The sequence below is a fragment of the Streptomyces sp. NPDC050416 genome, from assembly GCF_044458845.1.
Classification (GTDB): domain Bacteria; phylum Actinomycetota; class Actinomycetes; order Streptomycetales; family Streptomycetaceae; genus Streptomyces.
Genome location: NZ_JBITII010000010.1, coordinates 342517 through 359748 on the forward strand (window position 1 = coordinate 342517; position 17232 = coordinate 359748).

The 17232-nt window shown below is 69.6% G+C and carries 13 protein-coding genes; 9 read left to right on the forward strand and 4 right to left on the reverse strand.

Translation table 11 applies throughout. The features are described from left to right. Positions 1-4: 4 nt before the first annotated feature. On the reverse strand, positions 5-3979 hold the full coding sequence (eccCa, locus tag ACIBL4_RS29545; protein ID WP_399414855.1) for a type VII secretion protein EccCa: 3975 nt from the start codon (positions 3977-3979) through the stop codon (positions 5-7). Positions 3980-4301: 322 nt separating this feature from the next. Between eccCa and eccD the strand changes: the two genes are divergently transcribed. Continuing rightward, complete coding sequence (gene eccD, locus ACIBL4_RS29550; protein WP_399414856.1) at positions 4302-5807, forward strand: type VII secretion integral membrane protein EccD; 1506 nt, start codon at positions 4302-4304, stop codon at positions 5805-5807. Between the two features lie 194 nt (positions 5808-6001). Here eccD and ACIBL4_RS29555 read toward each other — a convergent pair whose 3' ends face one another. After that, positions 6002-6295 carry a DUF397 domain-containing protein gene (locus ACIBL4_RS29555; RefSeq protein ID WP_399414836.1) on the reverse strand — a complete coding sequence of 98 codons (294 nt, stop codon included), beginning with the start codon at positions 6293-6295 and terminating at the stop codon, positions 6002-6004. 297 nt (positions 6296-6592) lie between these two features. Between ACIBL4_RS29555 and rpsO the strand changes: the two genes are divergently transcribed. The 5 genes from rpsO (at position 6593) to ACIBL4_RS29580 (ending at position 12025) form a co-directional block, all read left to right on the forward strand. Then, positions 6593-6880: a 30S ribosomal protein S15 gene (gene rpsO, locus ACIBL4_RS29560; protein WP_010042739.1), complete on the forward strand. Its 288-nt coding sequence runs from the start codon at positions 6593-6595 to the stop codon at positions 6878-6880. Positions 6881-7184: 304 nt separating this feature from the next. Continuing rightward, positions 7185-9401 carry a polyribonucleotide nucleotidyltransferase gene (locus tag ACIBL4_RS29565; RefSeq protein WP_399414837.1) on the forward strand — a complete coding sequence of 739 codons (2217 nt, stop codon included), beginning with the start codon at positions 7185-7187 and terminating at the stop codon, positions 9399-9401. Beyond that, positions 9398-10777 (forward strand): M16 family metallopeptidase, encoded by a 1380-nt coding sequence (locus ACIBL4_RS29570; protein ID WP_399414838.1) that lies wholly within the window; start codon positions 9398-9400, stop codon positions 10775-10777. Before ACIBL4_RS29565 ends, ACIBL4_RS29570 begins: the two co-directional genes overlap by 4 nt. A gap of 27 nt (positions 10778-10804) precedes the next feature. Continuing rightward, positions 10805-11557 carry a 4-hydroxy-tetrahydrodipicolinate reductase gene (dapB, locus tag ACIBL4_RS29575; RefSeq protein ID WP_399414839.1) on the forward strand — a complete coding sequence of 251 codons (753 nt, stop codon included), beginning with the start codon at positions 10805-10807 and terminating at the stop codon, positions 11555-11557. A 12-nt stretch (positions 11558-11569) separates the two neighbouring features. Beyond that, the gene (locus tag ACIBL4_RS29580) at positions 11570-12025 is read left to right on the forward strand and encodes a hypothetical protein (protein ID WP_399414840.1); all 456 of its coding nucleotides are present in this window, start codon (positions 11570-11572) and stop codon (positions 12023-12025) included. Positions 12026-12120: 95 nt separating this feature from the next. Here ACIBL4_RS29580 and ACIBL4_RS29585 read toward each other — a convergent pair whose 3' ends face one another. Both ACIBL4_RS29585 and ACIBL4_RS29590 read right to left on the reverse strand, forming a co-directional pair. Then, a complete protein-coding gene (locus tag ACIBL4_RS29585; RefSeq protein WP_399414841.1) occupies positions 12121-12675 on the reverse strand; it encodes a hypothetical protein in 555 nt (184 codons plus the stop codon). Positions 12676-12787: 112 nt separating this feature from the next. Further along, on the reverse strand, positions 12788-13030 hold the full coding sequence (locus ACIBL4_RS29590) for a hypothetical protein (protein ID WP_399414842.1): 243 nt from the start codon (positions 13028-13030) through the stop codon (positions 12788-12790). A 177-nt stretch (positions 13031-13207) separates the two neighbouring features. Between ACIBL4_RS29590 and thyX the strand changes: the two genes are divergently transcribed. From thyX to ACIBL4_RS29605, 3 genes are all read left to right on the forward strand, one after another. Beyond that, the gene (gene thyX, locus ACIBL4_RS29595) at positions 13208-13948 is read left to right on the forward strand and encodes an FAD-dependent thymidylate synthase (RefSeq protein WP_399414843.1); all 741 of its coding nucleotides are present in this window, start codon (positions 13208-13210) and stop codon (positions 13946-13948) included. A 211-nt stretch (positions 13949-14159) separates the two neighbouring features. Continuing rightward, entirely contained in the window at positions 14160-15059 is a 900-nt protein-coding gene (gene dapA / locus ACIBL4_RS29600) for a 4-hydroxy-tetrahydrodipicolinate synthase (protein ID WP_399414844.1), read from the forward strand. 154 nt (positions 15060-15213) lie between these two features. Further along, the gene (locus tag ACIBL4_RS29605; protein WP_399414845.1) at positions 15214-16899 is read left to right on the forward strand and encodes a ribonuclease J; all 1686 of its coding nucleotides are present in this window, start codon (positions 15214-15216) and stop codon (positions 16897-16899) included. Positions 16900-17232 lie beyond the last annotated feature (333 nt).

Genomic DNA, 17232 nt, shown 5'->3' on the forward strand with positions numbered 1-17232 from the left:
ACCATCAGAACGTCCCTTCCGGACTCAACCCGATCTGCACCAACGGCTTCCCCCGCCGCCGAGACACAAAGACCCCTCGCCCCGCAGGCATAGGCCGCGGCCGCACCCCACCGAGCAGGTCGCCCTCACCCGGGTCGCCGGCCAGCACCACACCCTGCGCGCCCAGCTCCTTCACTCGCTGCATGAACGCCTCATACGACGCCCGCCCCGCGCCAGCTGTCGACCGCGCGATGATGAACCGCACCCCGACATCCCGGGCGAACGGCAAGAGCTCCGTCAGTCCCGCCAGGGGGTTCCCGCTCGACGTGGCCACGAGGTCGTAGTCGTCGATGACGACGTACACCGTGGGTCCGCGCCACCAGCTCCGGTCCCGCAGCTGCTGGGCCGTGACGTCGGCCGTCGGTGTGCGGCGCTTCATCAGGTCGGCCAGGGCGGCCATGTGGTGGTCCATGGAGTTGGACATGGGGATGTACTCGGCGAGGTGGGACGACGGCGTCACGTCCAGCAGCGAGCGCCGGTTGTCGATGACGAACAGCTTGGCCTCGTCGCCCGAGTACCGCTGTGTCACCTGCTTGATCAGCAGCCGCAGCAGGTTCGACTTGCCCGACTCGCTCTCGCCGAAGACGAGGAAGAAGGGGTCCTGCTCGAAGTCGACGAAGACCGGTTCGAGGTTGTCCTCGTCGAGGGCGAAGGCGACTCCGCGGCGCGGGAAGCGACCGCCCGGAGGCAGCTGATCGGCCGGGAACTCGCGGGGCAGCAACCGGACTTCGGGAGCGCCGGGCGCCTGCCAGTGCCGGGAGACCTCGGTTGCGAGGGCCTCCGTGGCGTCGGCCAGATCCGTGTCGGAGGTCAGACCGTCTATGCGCGGCACCGCCGCCATGAAGTGCAGCTTCTGCGGGGCCTGTCCGCGGCCGGGCACGCCCGCCGGAACGTTCGCGGCCACCTTGCGGTCCAGCTCGGAGTCCATCGTGTCGCCGAGCCGCAGCTCCAGGCGGTTCATCAGGTGGTCCTTGAGGTTGGCCCTGACCTCCATCGAGCGTGACGCCGTGAGGATCAGGTGGACGCCGTAGCCGAGACCACGCGCGGCGATCTCGTGGATCACCTGGTCCATCGCCTCGTAGTCCGCTCGGAAGTTGCCCCAGCCGTCGATGACCAGGAACACGTCGCCCCACGGCTGATCCGTGACCGAGATCTCGCCCCGGGCCCGCCTGGCCCGGTAGTCCGCGATCGACGCGATGCCGGCGGAGCGGAAGTACTCCTCGCGGCGAGTCAGCACGCCGTACACCTCGGCCACCGTGCGCCGCACCCGCTCCGGATCCAGGCGAGAGGCGACCCCGCCCACGTGCGGCAGACCGGCCACCGCCGCCATACCGCCACCGCCGAAGTCGAGGCCGTAGAACTGCACTTCGTACGGCGTGTGCGTGAGCGCGAAAGCCGAGATCAGGGTGCGCAGCAGCGTCGACTTGCCGGACTGCGGGCCGCCGATGATCTGCATGTGGCCGGCCGCGCCGGAGAAGTCGACCCAGAGCGGGTCGCGGCGCTGCTCGTACGGCTTGTCCACCAGGCCCGCCGGTACGATCAGGCGGCCGGCGCCCTCGTAGCCCGGCTGTGTGAGGCCGCGGCCCCGCACCGCCGTGAGGCCGGGCAGGAGCGCGTCGAGCGGCGGCGGGCTGTCCAGCGGCGGCAGCCACACCTGGTGAGCCGCCGGACCCTGCGCCTCCAGCCGGCGCACGATCACGTCGAGCACGGTGTCGGCGAGCGCGTCGTCGACCTCCGGACCGTCCGAAGCGGAAGGGCGCTGCTGCGGCACAGTCACGTACTGCACCGGCACCTCGGCCGCCGTGAACAGCACCGGCCGCCGGTCCACCGGCAGCGGGCCGCCCCCCAGCGTCGCCCGCTGTGTGCCCGAGCGGTACACGCCGGAGACGTACGCCGCCTTGAAACGCACCATCTCGCCCGTACCGAACTTCAGAAGACCGGAGCCCGGGACGTTCGGCAGCTCATAGGCGTCCGGTACGCCGATCGCCGCGCGGGACTCCGCGGCGGAGAAGGTACGCAGACCTACTCGGTAGGACAGGTACGTCTCCAGACCACGCAGACGGCCTTCCTCCAGTCGCTGCGACGCCAGCAGCAGATGCACGCCGAGCGACCGCCCGATGCGGCCGATCTGCACGAACATCTCGATGAAGTCGGGCTTCGCCGTCAGCAGTTCACTGAACTCGTCGATGACCAGCACCAACGACGGAATGGGCTGCAGCGCCGCACCGGCCGCGCGGGCCTTCTCGTAGTCGTGGATGTTGGCGTAGTTGCCCGCGTCGCGCAGCATCTCCTGGCGGCGGTTGAGTTCGCCGCGGATGGAGTCGCCCATGCGGTCGACCAGGGTGAGGTCGTCCGCGAGGTTGGTGATGACGGCCGCCACGTGCGGCATCCGCGCCATACCGGCGAAGGTCGCGCCGCCCTTGAAGTCCGCCAGGACGAAGTTGAGCGTCTCCGACGAATGGGTGACCGCCAGGCCCAGTACCAGAGTGCGCAACAGCTCCGACTTGCCGGAGCCGGTGGCGCCCACGCACAGGCCGTGCGGGCCCATGCCCTCCTGCGCGGCCTCCTTGAGGTCGAGCATCACGGGGCGGCCGTCCTCGCCGACACCGATCGGCACCCGCAGCCGCTCGGCCAGCGAACGGGGCCGCCAGGTGCGCTGGGTGTCGACGGACGCCGCGTCACCGAGGTTCAGCAGGTCGGTGAACTCCAGGTTGGCGAGCAGCGGTTCGTCGTCGTCCCCGCCCGAGGCCATCCGCAGGGGGGCCAGCTGCCGGGCGAGGGCCTCGGCGGACTCGTACGAGAGGACGTCAGGGGTTCCTTCGTAGACGACACCGTGCGCCGACTCCAGGTGCAGCGCTTCGGGCTGTACGACGATGGAGAGCTCGCCGCCACCCGTGCTCAGGGCGCCGGGAACCACCTCGAGGACGGTGACGCCCTGGAGCCCTTCGGGGTTGGCCAGGACCGAGTCGGGCGGCAGGGAGAGGCTGTCGAGCACGACGACGATATGGGGCTCCTCCGGCAGGGGTGCCGCGTTCGGGTGGAAGCGCGGTCGGCCGGTCAGCCGGGTGGCGAGCAGGTTCTCCAACTCGCGGCTGTCGCTGTCGATCAGCCTGCGGCTGCCGGCTCCGTCCACGGCACCGGGCGCCTGGACGTGCGGGAGCCACTTGGCCCACTCCCAGTGGGGCAGGGCCTCGCGGCCCGCCGCCACCACGATGAGCAGATCCTCCGGGGAGTGCAGCGCCGCCAGTGAGCCGGTCACTGCCCGGGCGGAGGATCGTACGGACTGCGGTTCGCCGCTGATGGTGACGTGGTAGAAGGCGCGCAAGGAGATCGCCATCGGCAGGTCGTCCAGGGTGCTGTGGACGGCGAGGAAGCGCTGCATCGCACCCGCGGTCAGCGGCTCCAGCTGCGCGACGGGGGCGGTCTCCGGGGCGACGAGGGTCCTGGCGAGGGCCTGCGAGCCGAGGCCGATGCGGACCTGGGCGAAGTCCTCGTCGCCGGGACGTCGTTCCCACACCCGGCTGCCCTCGCCGACCAGGGCCCACAGTTGATCGGGTGAGGGGTGGAGGAAGTACTGCGCGTCACGCTGCGCCTTCGCCGTGTCGACGGCCGTGCGCCGGGTCTGCGCCAGGTAGCTCAGGTAGTCGCGGCGCATGTCCGCCAACTCGCCCTGGGAGCCGCGGCGGAAGCGGACCACCATCGCGACGGACATGGCGATCGTCGAGGCGATCATGACCATGCCCATGATCCGCATGAACGGCTGCCCGCTCGTGAAGAAGAAGACCACGGAGCCACCCATGCCGAGCGTCGGCAGGAGTTGCATCAGCACGCTCTCCCGGTGTCCCCGCGGCAGTTCGGGCGGAGGCTGCAGGACGATCTCCTGCGTGGACACTTCGGACGGCAGCACCCGAGGCGGGCGCTTCACGACGATGTGGCTCACTGTCATCCATTCCCTCGGCCGGCCCGAAAGTCCGTCCGCCGCCCCGTGTCAGGCGGACGCAGGCCGCCGCGTGATCCTACTGACTCCAGTGGAGGCAAGGGGGCGATAGGGTGCCGCATGTTCGCGTCGGCACACGCGAGTTGAGCAGGTGCGAGGGGGCATTCCACGCCATCTGGCGAGATGCGGAACCCGACCACGGGCACGAAGGCATTGTTCCCACGACCTCGCCGCACGGCCGGTCACAGGGGACGGGAAAACCGCGTAGGACTGACTTCCGTACCGTAGGTACAGATTCATCACCGAGGGGGAGCAGCAGGTGAGCATGACGGCCTCCGTGGCAGCCACTGGAGGAGGACCCGGTACGGGAACTCCAGCCGGGGTGGGCACGGGTCTCGGTTTCTGCCGCGTCACCATCGTCGCGCCCGACAGCCGGATCGACGTGGCGCTGCCCGACGACATCCCGGTCGCGGACATCTATCCGGAGATCCTCACACTCTCCCAGCAGAGTCCCGCCGAGGGCGCACCCGTCGGCTACCACCTGGTCCGCCGGGACGGCACCGTCCTCGACAGCGCCCGTTCCTTCGCCGCCCAGCGCATCCTCGACGGCGAACTCCTCGCGCTGCGCCCGTTCTCCCAGTCGCTGCCCCCCGCCGTCTTCGACGACGTCTCCGAAGCGGTTGCCTCCGCAGTGACCAGCGAACGTACCTTGTGGAGCGGCGACTTGACGCGCCTGGCGGGCCTCGTCGGGGGAGGCGTACTGCCGGTTCTGCTCGCCTTCGTGGCCTGGACGGGCGACCCGCTCCACGACATGAACAGCCTGCCCGGCATCCTCGCCGGCGTGGCCGGTGTCCTCCTGGTCGTCCTCGCCTGCGTGCGCGCCCGGGTCTACGACGACCGGGCCTCTGCCATCGCCTTGGGTCTCGGTGCCCTCCCCAACGTCGGCGTGGCCGGCTCGGGTCTGCTGCCGCTCGCCGACGGACAAGGCATCGGCAGACTCCAGTTCCTCCTGGCTTGCGCGGCGGTGCTGCTGGCGTCGGTCGTGCTCACCCTGTGCTCGCCGAGCGGGGACGGCCCGTTCGTGAGCTTCGTCGTCGCCTCCGCCATCGGCCTGCTGGCCGTGTTCGCGGCGATCCTCGCCGACTGGACGCCCTCCGAGATCGCCGCCCTGTGCGCCCCGATCGCCGTCGGAGGCCTGGCCTTCCTGCCGGGCCTGTCGATGCGCTTCGCCCGGCTTCCGATCGGCTTCGACACCCCGAACACCGCCCCGCGCAGCGCGTACGACATCGACCCCATCCCGCAGGAGCCGGTCGACGCCGAGCGGGTCGCCGCCAAGGCGCGGCGCGGACACGAACTCCTGGTCGGCCTGGTGGGCGGCTGCGCGCTGATCGCCGTCGGTTCTTCGGCGGTCCTCGGGTTCTCCTCGAACGTCTGGGCCCAGATCCTCGCCCTCGCGACCGGCCTGGCCCTGCTGATGCGCGCCCATCTCTTCCGGTACACCGGACAGGTGGCCCCTGTCCTGGGCGCCGGTCTCGCCTCTCTCGTGCTGCTCGGCCTCGGGCTGGCGCTCAATCCGCCGCACTCGATCGTCCGCGAGGCCCTCACCGGCGACCGCACCGACCTCGACCTCCGGACCATCTGGCTCGTCGCGGCGATCGCCGCGACGGCCGCGCTCGTCACGGCGATCGGCCTGATCGTCTCGCGCGGCGGCCTCACCCCGTTCTGGGGACGCTTCCTGGAGATCGCCGAGGGCTTCGTGCTGCTGACCCTGGTGCCGCTGGCCCTGGCCGTGTTCGACGTGTACTCGACGGTCCGCTCGATGACCAGCTGAGCCCCGACCGGCTTCCTTCGTCCAGCGGGGTAGCGGCGGCCGCAGGTGCCGGGCTGCTGCGGGACCGTTTCCCGCTCAGTCGGACACGCCGTCGACCGCCACGACGCAGAGCCGTATGCGGGTTCGGCCGCTCGATCACCGGGTCGTCGGGCGAGCGCCCGACGACCCGGTCAGGCCGCTTCCGTACCCACCCCTCATGCCGGGGCAGGCCCCCCATCGCGGGGTGTCGGCTCCAGATCGAACTCCCCGTCCCGAGCCCCCAGCACGAACGCCCGCCACTCCGCCTCGGTGTAGCGCAGCACCGTGTCCGGGTCGAGCGAGGACCGCATCGCCACCGCCCCCTCGGGCAGGTACGCGATCTCGACCCGCTCCTCGTGCTCCTCGGTGCCCGGCGCGCAGTGCCACTCGACACCCGAGATGTCGAGGGCGTAGAGCTCGTCCCGCTCCCGCTCCTTGCGTGCCTTGATCTCCTCAGCCGTCTCCGCCATGCCGTAGCGACCCCTTCCCGACGTACCGGTTCCGAACGTCCGGATGCCGTACGAACGATCCGAACCTGCTCACCCTAGTGGCGCGGGCCGCCCCGGCCGGCAGGTTCGGGGACCAGCGCAAAGACGGCCCTGACCGCCTGGTACCCTGGTCGACGGCCGTTTGTGTACGCACCCCCGGAGCGAGCTCTCGCCCTGGAGGCCGCGCCCAGCGGATCCCCGCCTTCCGAGTCACGGAAGCTCCCCCGAGAAGCAGACCGGGGGCACTCGGTGGCCAGTCACAGACTATGAGGAGTACGCGTGTCGCTCGACGCCGCTACGAAGAAGCAGATCATGTCCGAGTTCGGTACCAAGGAGGGCGACACCGGCTCCCCCGAGGTCCAGGTCGCTCTGCTGTCGCGTCGGATCTCCGACCTGACCGAGCACCTCAAGACCCACAAGCACGACCACCACTCCCGCCGTGGTCTGCTGATCCTGGTCGGTCAGCGCCGCCGGCTGCTGCAGTACCTGGCGAAGAAGGACATCCAGCGCTTCCGTGCGCTGGTCGACCGCCTCGGCATCCGCCGCGGTGCGGCGGGCGCCAAGTAAGACGCCGTGAAGGGAGCGGTTCCCGGCATGAAAGGGGACCGCTCCCTTTGCTGTACGTGCGGAGTGTCACCGCTGCTTTGTAGTGTGGTAGCACAACGCAATACGGACGACACAGCACGACAAGAAGAAGAGGGGAAGCGCGCCTAGCCGCCGCCGGTCCTCGGTAGTGGCCCCCGGGGGAAGCGAGCCCCGGGTGCTTCGATCGAAGACCGGCCCGCACCGCACGGAGCGCTTCTCCGCCACCGTCCCCCTGCCACACGGGCAGCCAGGGACGAAAGACGACAAAGTAACGGAGAAAACGCTAGTGGAGAACGAGACCCACTACGCCGAGGCCGTCATCGACAACGGCACTTTCGGCACCCGCACCATCCGCTTCGAGACGGGCCGCCTGGCCAAGCAGGCCGCCGGCTCCGCCGTGGCGTACCTGGACGACGACACCATGGTGCTGTCGGCCACCACCGCCTCCAAGAACCCCAAGGACCAGCTCGACTTCTTCCCGCTCACGGTGGACGTCGAGGAGCGGATGTACGCCGCCGGCAAGATCCCCGGCAGCTTCTTCCGCCGTGAGGGCCGCCCCTCCGAGGACGCGATCCTCACCTGCCGCCTGATCGACCGCCCGCTGCGCCCCTCCTTCAAGAAGGGCCTGCGCAACGAGATCCAGGTCGTCGCCACGATCATGGCGCTCAACCCCGACCACCTGTACGACGTGGTGGCGATCAACGCCGCCTCCGCGTCCACGCAGCTGGCCGGCCTGCCCTTCTCCGGCCCGATCGGCGGCGTCCGCGTCGCGCTGATCAACGGCCAGTGGGTGGCCTTCCCGACGCACACCGAGCTCGAGGACGCCGTCTTCGACATGGTCGTCGCGGGCCGCGTGCTCGAGGACGGCGACGTCGCGATCATGATGGTCGAGGCCGAGGCCACCGAGAAGACCATCCAGCTGGTCAAGGGCGGCGCCGAGGCGCCGACCGAGGAGGTCGTCGCCGCCGGTCTGGACGCCGCGAAGCCCTTCATCAAGGTCCTGTGCAAGGCGCAGTCGGACCTCGCCTCCAAGGCCGCCAAGCCGACCGGCGAGTTCCCGATCTTCCTGGACTACCAGGACGACGTCCTCGAGGCGCTCACCGCCGCCGTCAAGCCCGAGCTCGCCCAGGCGCTCACCATCGCCGGCAAGCAGGAGCGCGAGGCCGAGCTGGACCGCGTCAAGCAGCTCGCCGCCGAGAAGCTCCTGCCGGAGTTCGAGGGCCGCGAGAAGGAGATCTCCGCCGCGTACCGCTCGCTGACCAAGACCCTGGTCCGGGAGCGCGTGATCAAGGAGAAGAAGCGCATCGACGGCCGCGGTGTCACCGACATCCGCACGCTGGCCGCCGAGGTCGAGGCGATCCCGCGGGTCCACGGCTCCGCGGTGTTCGAGCGTGGCGAGACCCAGATCCTGGGCGTCACCACCCTGAACATGCTCCGCATGGAGCAGCAGCTGGACACCCTGTCGCCGGTGACCCGCAAGCGCTACATGCACAACTACAACTTCCCGCCGTACTCCACCGGCGAGACCGGCCGCGTCGGCTCCCCGAAGCGCCGCGAGATCGGCCACGGCGCCCTCGCCGAGCGCGCCCTGATCCCGGTCCTGCCGACGCGCGAGGAGTTCCCTTACGCGATCCGCCAGGTCTCCGAGGCGCTCAGCTCGAACGGCTCGACCTCCATGGGCTCGGTCTGCGCCTCCACCATGTCGCTGCTGAACGCCGGTGTGCCGCTGAAGGCCCCCGTCGCCGGTATCGCCATGGGCCTGATCTCCCAGGAGATCGAAGGCGAGACGCACTACGTCACCCTCACCGACATCCTCGGTGCGGAGGACGCCTTCGGCGACATGGACTTCAAGGTCGCCGGCACCAAGGAGTTCGTCACCGCCCTCCAGCTCGACACCAAGCTGGACGGCATCCCCGCCTCCGTCCTGGCCGCCGCCCTCAAGCAGGCCCGTGACGCCCGCCTCCACATCCTCGACGTGATGATGGAAGCGATCGACACGCCGGACGAGATGTCCCCGAACGCCCCGCGGATCATCACCGTCAAGATCCCCGTGGACAAGATCGGCGAGGTCATCGGCCCCAAGGGCAAGATGATCAACCAGATCCAGGAGGACACCGGCGCCGACATCACGATCGAGGACGACGGCACGATCTACATCGGCGCCGTCGACGGCCCGTCCGCCGAGGCCGCCCGTACGACGATCAACGGCATCGCCAACCCGACGATGCCCGAGGTCGGCGAGCGCTACCTGGGCACGGTCGTGAAGACGACCACCTTCGGCGCGTTCGTGTCGCTGCTCCCGGGCAAGGACGGTCTGCTGCACATCTCGCAGATCCGCAAGCTCGCCGGCGGCAAGCGCGTGGAGAACGTCGAGGACGTCCTCGGCGTCGGCGCGAAGGTCCAGGTGGAGATCGCCGAGATCGACTCGCGCGGCAAGCTCTCCCTCATCCCCGTGATCGAGGGCGAAGGCGACGACGACAAGAAGGACGACACCGACCAGTGACGTCGACCAGCTCGACGGCGACGGCCCGCACCTCCTCGGAGGCGCGGGCCGTCGCCCGTACCCAAACCCTGATCAAGGGCATGAACGGCATCGGCGTCGTCCGCAAGACCACCCTCCCCGGGGGCCTGCGCATCGTCACCGAGACCCTTCCCTCGGTCCGCTCGGCCACCTTCGGCATCTGGGCCCACGTCGGCTCCCGCGACGAGACGCCCGCGCTCAACGGCGCCACGCACTACCTTGAGCACCTGCTCTTCAAGGGCACGAACCGCAGGTCCGCCCTGGACATCTCCTCCGCGATCGACGCGGTCGGCGGCGAGATGAACGCGTTCACGGCGAAGGAGTACACGTGCTACTACGCGCGCGTGCTCGACACCGACCTGCCGCTCGCCATCGACGTCGTCAGCGACATGCTGACCGGCTCGCTCATCCTCGAAGAGGACGTCGACGTCGAGCGCGGCGCCATCCTCGAAGAGATCGCCATGACCGAGGACGACCCGGGCGACTGCGTGCACGACCTGTTCGCGCACACGATGTTCGGCGACAACCCCCTCGGCCGCCCGGTCCTCGGCACGGTCACCACGGTCAACTCCCTCACCGCCGACCGCATCCGCCGCTTCTACAAGAAGCACTATGACCCGACCCACCTCGTGGTCGCGTGCGCCGGCAACATCGACCACGCCAAGGTCGTTCGCCAGGTCCGCGCCGCCTTCGAGAAGGCCGGTGCCTTCAAGGACCCCGTCGCCGAGCCCGTCGCCCCGCGCAGCGGCCGGCGCGCCCTGCGCACCGCCGGCCGGGTCGAGCTGATCGACCGCAAGACCGAGCAGGCCCATGTCGTGCTCGGCATGCCGGGCCTGTCCCGCACGGACGAGCGCCGCTGGGCCCTGGGGGTGCTGAACACGGCCCTCGGCGGCGGCATGTCGTCCCGCCTCTTCCAGGAGGTCCGCGAGAAGCGCGGCCTGGCCTACAGCGTGTACTCGTACACCTCGGGCTTCGCCGACTGCGGCCTGTTCGGCGTGTACGCGGGGTGCAGACCGTCGCAGGTGCACGACGTGCTGAAGATCTGCCGCGACGAACTCGACCACGTCGCCGAGCACGGCCTCTCGGACGACGAGATCGGGCGCGCGATCGGCCAGCTCCAGGGCTCCACGGTCCTCGGCCTGGAGGACACCGGCGCGCTGATGAACCGTATCGGCAAGAGCGAGCTGTGCTGGGGCGAGCAGATGTCCGTCGACGACATGCTGGCGCGGATAGCCTCGGTCACCCCGGACGACGTCCGCTCGGTCGCCCGCGAGATCCTGGGACGGCGGCCCTCCCTGTCGGTCATCGGCCCGCTGAAGGACAAACAGGCGGCCCGCCTGCACGACGCCGTCGCCTGACAACCCCTGGTGAAGGAAGCACAAGAGATGAGCAAGCTGCGCGTGGCGGTCCTCGGCGCCAAGGGCCGGATCGGCTCGGAAGCGGTCCGAGCCGTCGAGGCCGCCGAGGACATGGAACTGGTCGCCGCGCTGAGCCGCGGCGACAAGGTGGAGACGCTGGCCGAGACCGGCGCCCAGGTCGCCGTCGAACTGACCACGCCCGACTCGGTCATGGCCAACCTCGACTACTGCGTACGCCACGGCATCCACGCGGTCGTCGGTACGACGGGCTGGACCGACGAGCGCCTCGCTCAGCTGAAGGGCTGGCTGGAGCAGTCCCCCGAGACGGGCGTGCTCATCGCGCCGAACTTCTCCATCGGGGCCGTCCTGACCATGAAGTTCGCGCAGATCGCCGCACCGTACTTCGAGTCCGTCGAGGTCGTCGAGCTGCACCACCCGAACAAGGTGGACGCCCCCTCCGGCACCGCCACGCGCACCGCCCAGCTCATCGCCGAGGCCCGCCGCACCGCCGGCTCCGCCCCGGCCCCCGACGCCACGGCCACCGCCCTGGACGGTGCCCGCGGTGCCGACGTCGACGGCGTCCCGGTCCACGCAGTCCGGCTGCGCGGCCTGCTCGCCCACCAGGAGGTCCTGCTCGGCGCCGAGGGCGAGACCCTGACGGTCCGGCATGACTCGCTGCATCACAGCAGCTTCATGCCGGGCATCCTGCTCGGCGTCCGCCGTGTGGGGAGCGTCCCGGGCCTGACGTTCGGCCTGGAACACTTCCTGGACCTGAGCTGAGTCCCTGACGTCATGCGCGCGAAGCTCACCTACGCCCTCACGGCCGCCGTCCTGGTCGTCTACTTCGTCCTGGTCGGCAGCCGCGGCGTCCTGCTGATCGAGACCGGCACGCCCCTCACCGTCACCTTCGGTGTCGCGGTGCTGATCCTGCCGGGCATCGGCCTGTGGTTCCTGTGGAAGAACACCCAGTTCGTCCGCAGGGCCAACGCCCTCGCCGCCGAACTCGACGCCGAGGGCGGCCTGCCCGTCGACGAACTGAGGCGCACGCCCAGCGGGCGGATCGACCGGGACTCGGCCGACGAGGTCTTCGCCAAGCGCAAGGCCGAGACGGAGGCCGCTCCCGACGACTGGCGCACCTGGTTCCGCCTCGCCGTCGCCTACCACGACGCCCGAGACACCCCGCGCGCCCGCAAGGCGATGCAACGCGCGATCGCCCTGCACGACGGCAAGCAGCCAGAGACGGCCTGAACCTCACCCCGCTCATGCCGGATGCTCATGCCGGAGGGGCCGGACCGCGAACGGTCCGGCCCCTCCGGCATGAGCATCCGGGGTCACCCGGGACGTCAGTGCGGGCGGTACTCGTCGGCCCAGGCCTCGATGGCATCCGCCGCCCGGTCGAAGGCCTCCACCCGACCGAGGAAGTCCGCGTTGTGCGTGGTCAGCAGCGCCGGCCCACCGTCGGGCGACTGCCCCCGCCGGACGAGCAGCAGCGCCTGCCCCTGCACCGTCCGGGGCAGCCCCAGCCAGCGCACCGGCTGCTGCACCGTGCGCACGGCGGCGACCTGCTCCCAGGAAGCCGTACGCGTGGTGAGGAAGCCCACGTGCCGCAGCCCGCGCGCACTCACCCACACGCCCGCGCGCAGCAACCGCATCGCCCCGGCGATGACCAGCAGCGCGAGCCCGAAGACCACACCGGCCGAGGCCGGTTCGGCCGTCGCCGCGATGATGACCGCCGCGAACAGCACGAACGAGGCGAGCAGCAGCGCCAGCGCGGCCGCCCCCACCCGCCAGGGGCCGGGCCGGTACGGCCGCCGCCAGCGGTCACGATCGTCGTAGGGCAGCGGAATGTCGTCCGTCGCCTCGAAAACGCGGTCGGCCGTCAGGAAGGGCAGGGGCACGGCTGGTCCTCACTCGATCCATGCGTGGGCTGTGCCCGGTGAGGCTACCGATCTGTGTCCCCGGTCACCACTGGCGGGGGGCCGGATGGAGTCATCGCCGGTCTGCGGCGGCTCAGTTCTTCTGCGACGCCTGCGACTGCTGGGGCTGCGAGCCCGGGTTGTCGCCCGTCGACAGCGCGGGCGTCCCGATGACCAGGGAACCCACGAGCCCCGCCACGATGGTCAGACCCAGCAGCCAGTGCCCGGCCATCTGACCGACGGACAGCCGCTCACGCGGTGGGGGAGTGACATTACTGCGGAACCTGTCGGCCTCAGCAACAAAGGCAAACGGTACGGGTTCACGCCGACCGAACATCAGGGGTGCTTCTCCCTTCGGGGATGGAACGAATCACTCTCGTCCCTGAAGACGAACGAACTCCCTCAGTGGTGCCCTGTTTCACCGACTTCATTGCGGCACGCCACCGATCGGACGGATTCCGCCGGGCCGTAGAGTGGCGTCGCCACACGACGAGATGGGAAGGCCCTGCCAACCGTGACCGACACCCCCGCCGACGACCCCAAGCCCAGCTACCGCAGCGATGTGACCGTCGAGCTGGTCAAGCACACCGCGTCCGACGCGGACGTCCTGTTCGCCGCCCGTGTCTCGACCCTCGGCGAGCAGTCCCTGGACGAGCTGAACAAGGACCCCGAGCGCTCCAAGGGCCTGATCAACTACTTGATGCGGGACCGGCACGGCAGCCCCTTCGAGCACAACTCGATGACCTTCTTCATCAGCGCCCCGATCTTCGTCTTCCGCGAGTTCATGCGGCACCGCGTCGGCTGGTCGTACAACGAGGAGAGCGGCCGCTACCGCGAGCTCCAGCCGGTCTTCTACGTCCCCGACGAGTCCCGCAAGCTCGTCCAGGAGGGCCGCCCCGGCAAGTACGTCTTCGTCGAGGGCACCCAGGCCCAGCAGGAGCTCGTCGGCCGCGTGATGGAGGACTCCTACCGTCAGGCGTACGAGGCCTACCAGGAGATGCTCGGCGCCGGCGTCGCCCGCGAGGTCGCCCGCGCGGTCCTCCCGGTCGGCCTGTACTCCTCGATGTACGCCACCTGCAACGCCCGCTCGCTGATGCACTTCCTCGGCCTGCGCACCCAGCACGAGCTGGCCAAGGTCCCGTCCTTCCCGCAGCGCGAGATCGAGATGGTCGGGGAGAAGATGGAGGCTGAGTGGGCCCGGCTCATGCCGCTCACCTACGCGGCCTTCAACGCGAACGGACGCGTGGCGCCGTAACGCGCCCCGGTTCCCCGATCAGGTACAGATGTACGGTTCAGCCGCACGAAGTGTCCGTATTGCGGCATTTCGAGAAGTTCATCTAGCCTGATCAAACGGGTCCGGCACTGCTTGAACCCCCGAGCAGGCAGTGCCGGGCTCCATCTTTGTCGCGACTTGTCGCCTCCCCCTAGGGCAGACCCGGTCCTGAGCAACGAGTAGCGTGTAACCCATGGCTCCGACCTCGACTCCGCAGACCCCCTTCGGGCGGGTCCTCACCGCCATGGTCACGCCCTTCAAGGCGGACGGCGCACTCGACCTCGACGGCGCGCAGCGGCTCGCCACCCACCTGGTGGACGCAGGCAACGACGGCCTGGTCATCAACGGCACCACGGGCGAGTCGCCGACGACCAGCGATGCGGAGAAAAGGGACCTCGTACGGGCGGTCCTGGAGGCGGTCGGCGACCGTGCCCATGTCGTGGCCGGGGTCGGCACCAACGACACCCACCACAGCATCGAACTCGCCCGCGCGGCGGAGCGCACCGGCGCACACGGCCTGCTCGTCGTGACCCCGTACTACAACAAGCCCCCGCAAGAGGGCCTCTACCGGCACTTCACGGCCATCGCCGACGCCACCGGGCTGCCGGTCATGCTCTACGACATCCCCGGCCGCAGCGGCGTCCCGATCAACACGGAGACGCTCGTCCGCCTCGCCGAGCACCCCCGGATCGTCGCCAACAAGGACGCCAAGGGCGACCTGGGCCGGGCGAGCTGGGCCATCGCCCGCTCCGGCCTCGCCTGGTACTCCGGCGACGACATGCTGAACCTGCCCCTGCTCTCCGTCGGCGCGGTCGGCTTCGTCTCGGTCGTCGGCCACGTGGTCACCCCCGAGCTGCGCGCCCTGGTCGACGCGTACACCTCGGGCGACGTCCAGAAGGCCACCGAGATCCACCAGAAGCTGCTCTCGGTCTACACCGGCATGTTCCGCACCCAGGGCGTGATGACGACCAAGGCGGCGCTCGCCCTGAAGGGTCTGCCCGGCGGGCCCCTGCGCGCCCCCATGGTCGAGTGCGCCCCCGAGGAGATCGAGCAACTCAAGATCGATCTTGCCGCCGGCGGGGTACAGCTCTGACATCAGACTTCGCGCGGTCCCCCGCGCACCTGCTTCACAACTGAATAAGCGGGCCACCGGTGCCCGCGCCACCCATACGACAACTGCTTCTGCACGAACGTCATGCGCGCCACGTGCCCTACCGGTACGTGGCGCGTGTGGTGAGGAGAGTCTTTTGAGTCATCCGCATCCCGAACTCAGCCCACCGCCGCCGCTCCCCGAAGGCGGCCTGCGGGTCACGCCGCTCGGCGGCCTCGGCGAAATCGGCCGGAACATGACGGTCTTCGAGTACGGCGGCCGCCTGCTGATCGTCGACTGCGGAGTGCTCTTCCCCGAGGAGGAGCAGCCCGGAATCGACCTGATCCTGCCGGACTTCTCGTCCATCAGGGACCGCCTCGACGACATCGAGGGCATCGTCCTCACGCACGGCCACGAGGACCACATCGGCGGCGTCCCCTATCTCCTGCGCGAGAAGCCGGACATCCCGCTGATCGGCTCCAAGCTGACCCTCGCCCTCATCGAGGCCAAGCTCCAAGAGCACCGCATCCGCCCGTACACCCTCGAGGTGGCGGAAGGTCACCGCGAGCGCATCGGCCCGTTCGACTGCGAGTTCGTCGCGGTCAACCACTCCATCCCGGACGCGCTGGCCGTCGCCATCCGCACCCCCGCGGGCATGGTGGTCCACACCGGCGACTTCAAGATGGACCAGCTCCCGCTGGACAACCGCCTCACGGACCTCCACGCATTCGCACGCCTGAGCGAGGAGGGCATCGACCTCCTGCTCTCGGACTCGACGAACGCCGAGGTCCCGGGCTTCGTCCCGCCCGAGCGGGAGATTTCCAACGTCCTGCGACAGGTCTTCGCCGGCGCCCGCAAGCGCATCATCGTCGCGAGCTTCGCCAGCCACGTCCACCGCATCCAGCAGATCCTGGACGCGGCACACGAGTACGGCCGCCGCGTCGCCTTCGTCGGGCGCTCCATGGTCCGCAACATGGGCATCGCGCGCGACCTGGGCTACCTGAAGGTCCCCCCGGGCCTTGTCGTGGACGTCAAGACACTCGACGACCTCCCGGACAGTGAGGTGGTCCTCGTCTGCACGGGCTCCCAGGGCGAACCCATGGCGGCCCTGTCGAGGATGGCCAACAGGGACCACCAGATCCGCATCGTCCAGGGCGACACGGTGATCCTTGCGTCGTCGCTGATCCCCGGCAACGAGAACGCGGTCTACCGCGTGATCAACGGCCTCACCCGCTGGGGCGCCAGCGTGGTCCACAAGGGCAACGCCAAGGTCCACGTCTCCGGCCATGCCTCCGCGGGCGAGCTGCTGTACTTCTACAACATCTGCCGCCCGAAGAACCTGATGCCGGTGCACGGCGAATGGCGCCACCTGCGCGCCAACGCCGAGCTGGGCGCCCTGACCGGCGTCCCGCACGACCGCATCGTCATCGCCGAGGACGGCGTCGCCGTCGACCTCGTCGAGGGCAAGGCCAAGATCTCCGGCAAGGTCCAGGCGGGTTACGTCTACGTCGACGGCCTCTCGGTCGGCGACGTGGGAGAGCCGGCCCTCAAGGACCGCAAGATCCTCGGCGACGAGGGCATCATCTCGGTCTTCGTCGTCATGGACTCGTCCACCGGGAAGATCACCGGTGGCCCCCACATCCACGCGCGCGGCTCCGGCATCGAGGACTCCGCCTTCGGTGACGTGATCCCCCGGATCACGGAGGTACTCGAACGCTCCGCCCAGGACGGCGTGGTCGAACCCCACCAGCTCCAGCAGCTCATCCGCCGCACGCTGGGCAAGTGGGTCTCGGACACCTACCGGCGCCGGCCGATGATCCTGCCCGTGGTCGTTGAGGTCTGACGGACCGTCGGGCCTGAGCAGGCGCCAACTGGGAGCGGGGCTCCTCGATTTGCATCGAGGAGCCCCGCTCCAGTAGGTTTACAACTCCTTCCGAAGGGGCACCCGGCCGACTCAGGCCCGGGAACCATGCCCGGCCGAGGAGGGAAATCCGACTCAGAAACTTCTGATAAAGTCGGAACCGCCGGAAAGGGAAACGCGGAAGCGGAAACCTGGAAAGCACCGAGGAAATCGGGTCGAGAAAAGATCTGATAGAGTCGGAAACGCAAGACCGAAGGGAAGCGCCCGGAGGAAAGCCCGAGAGGGTGAGTACAAAGGAAGCGACCGTTCCTTGAG

Bases quoted from the DNA above. Each gene is read 5' to 3' on its own strand.
- eccD (WP_399414856.1), top strand. From the start codon at position 4,302: ATGACGGCCTCCGTGGCAGCCACTGGAGGAGGACCCGGTACGGGAACT.
- ACIBL4_RS29555 (WP_399414836.1), bottom strand. From the start codon at position 6,295: ATGGCGGAGACGGCTGAGGAGATCAAGGCACGCAAGGAGCGGGAGCGG.
- dapB (WP_399414839.1), top strand. From the start codon at position 10,805: ATGAGCAAGCTGCGCGTGGCGGTCCTCGGCGCCAAGGGCCGGATCGGC.
- ACIBL4_RS29580 (WP_399414840.1), top strand. From the start codon at position 11,570: ATGCGCGCGAAGCTCACCTACGCCCTCACGGCCGCCGTCCTGGTCGTC.
- ACIBL4_RS29590 (WP_399414842.1), bottom strand. From the start codon at position 13,030: ATGTTCGGTCGGCGTGAACCCGTACCGTTTGCCTTTGTTGCTGAGGCC.
- dapA (WP_399414844.1), top strand. From the start codon at position 14,160: ATGGCTCCGACCTCGACTCCGCAGACCCCCTTCGGGCGGGTCCTCACC.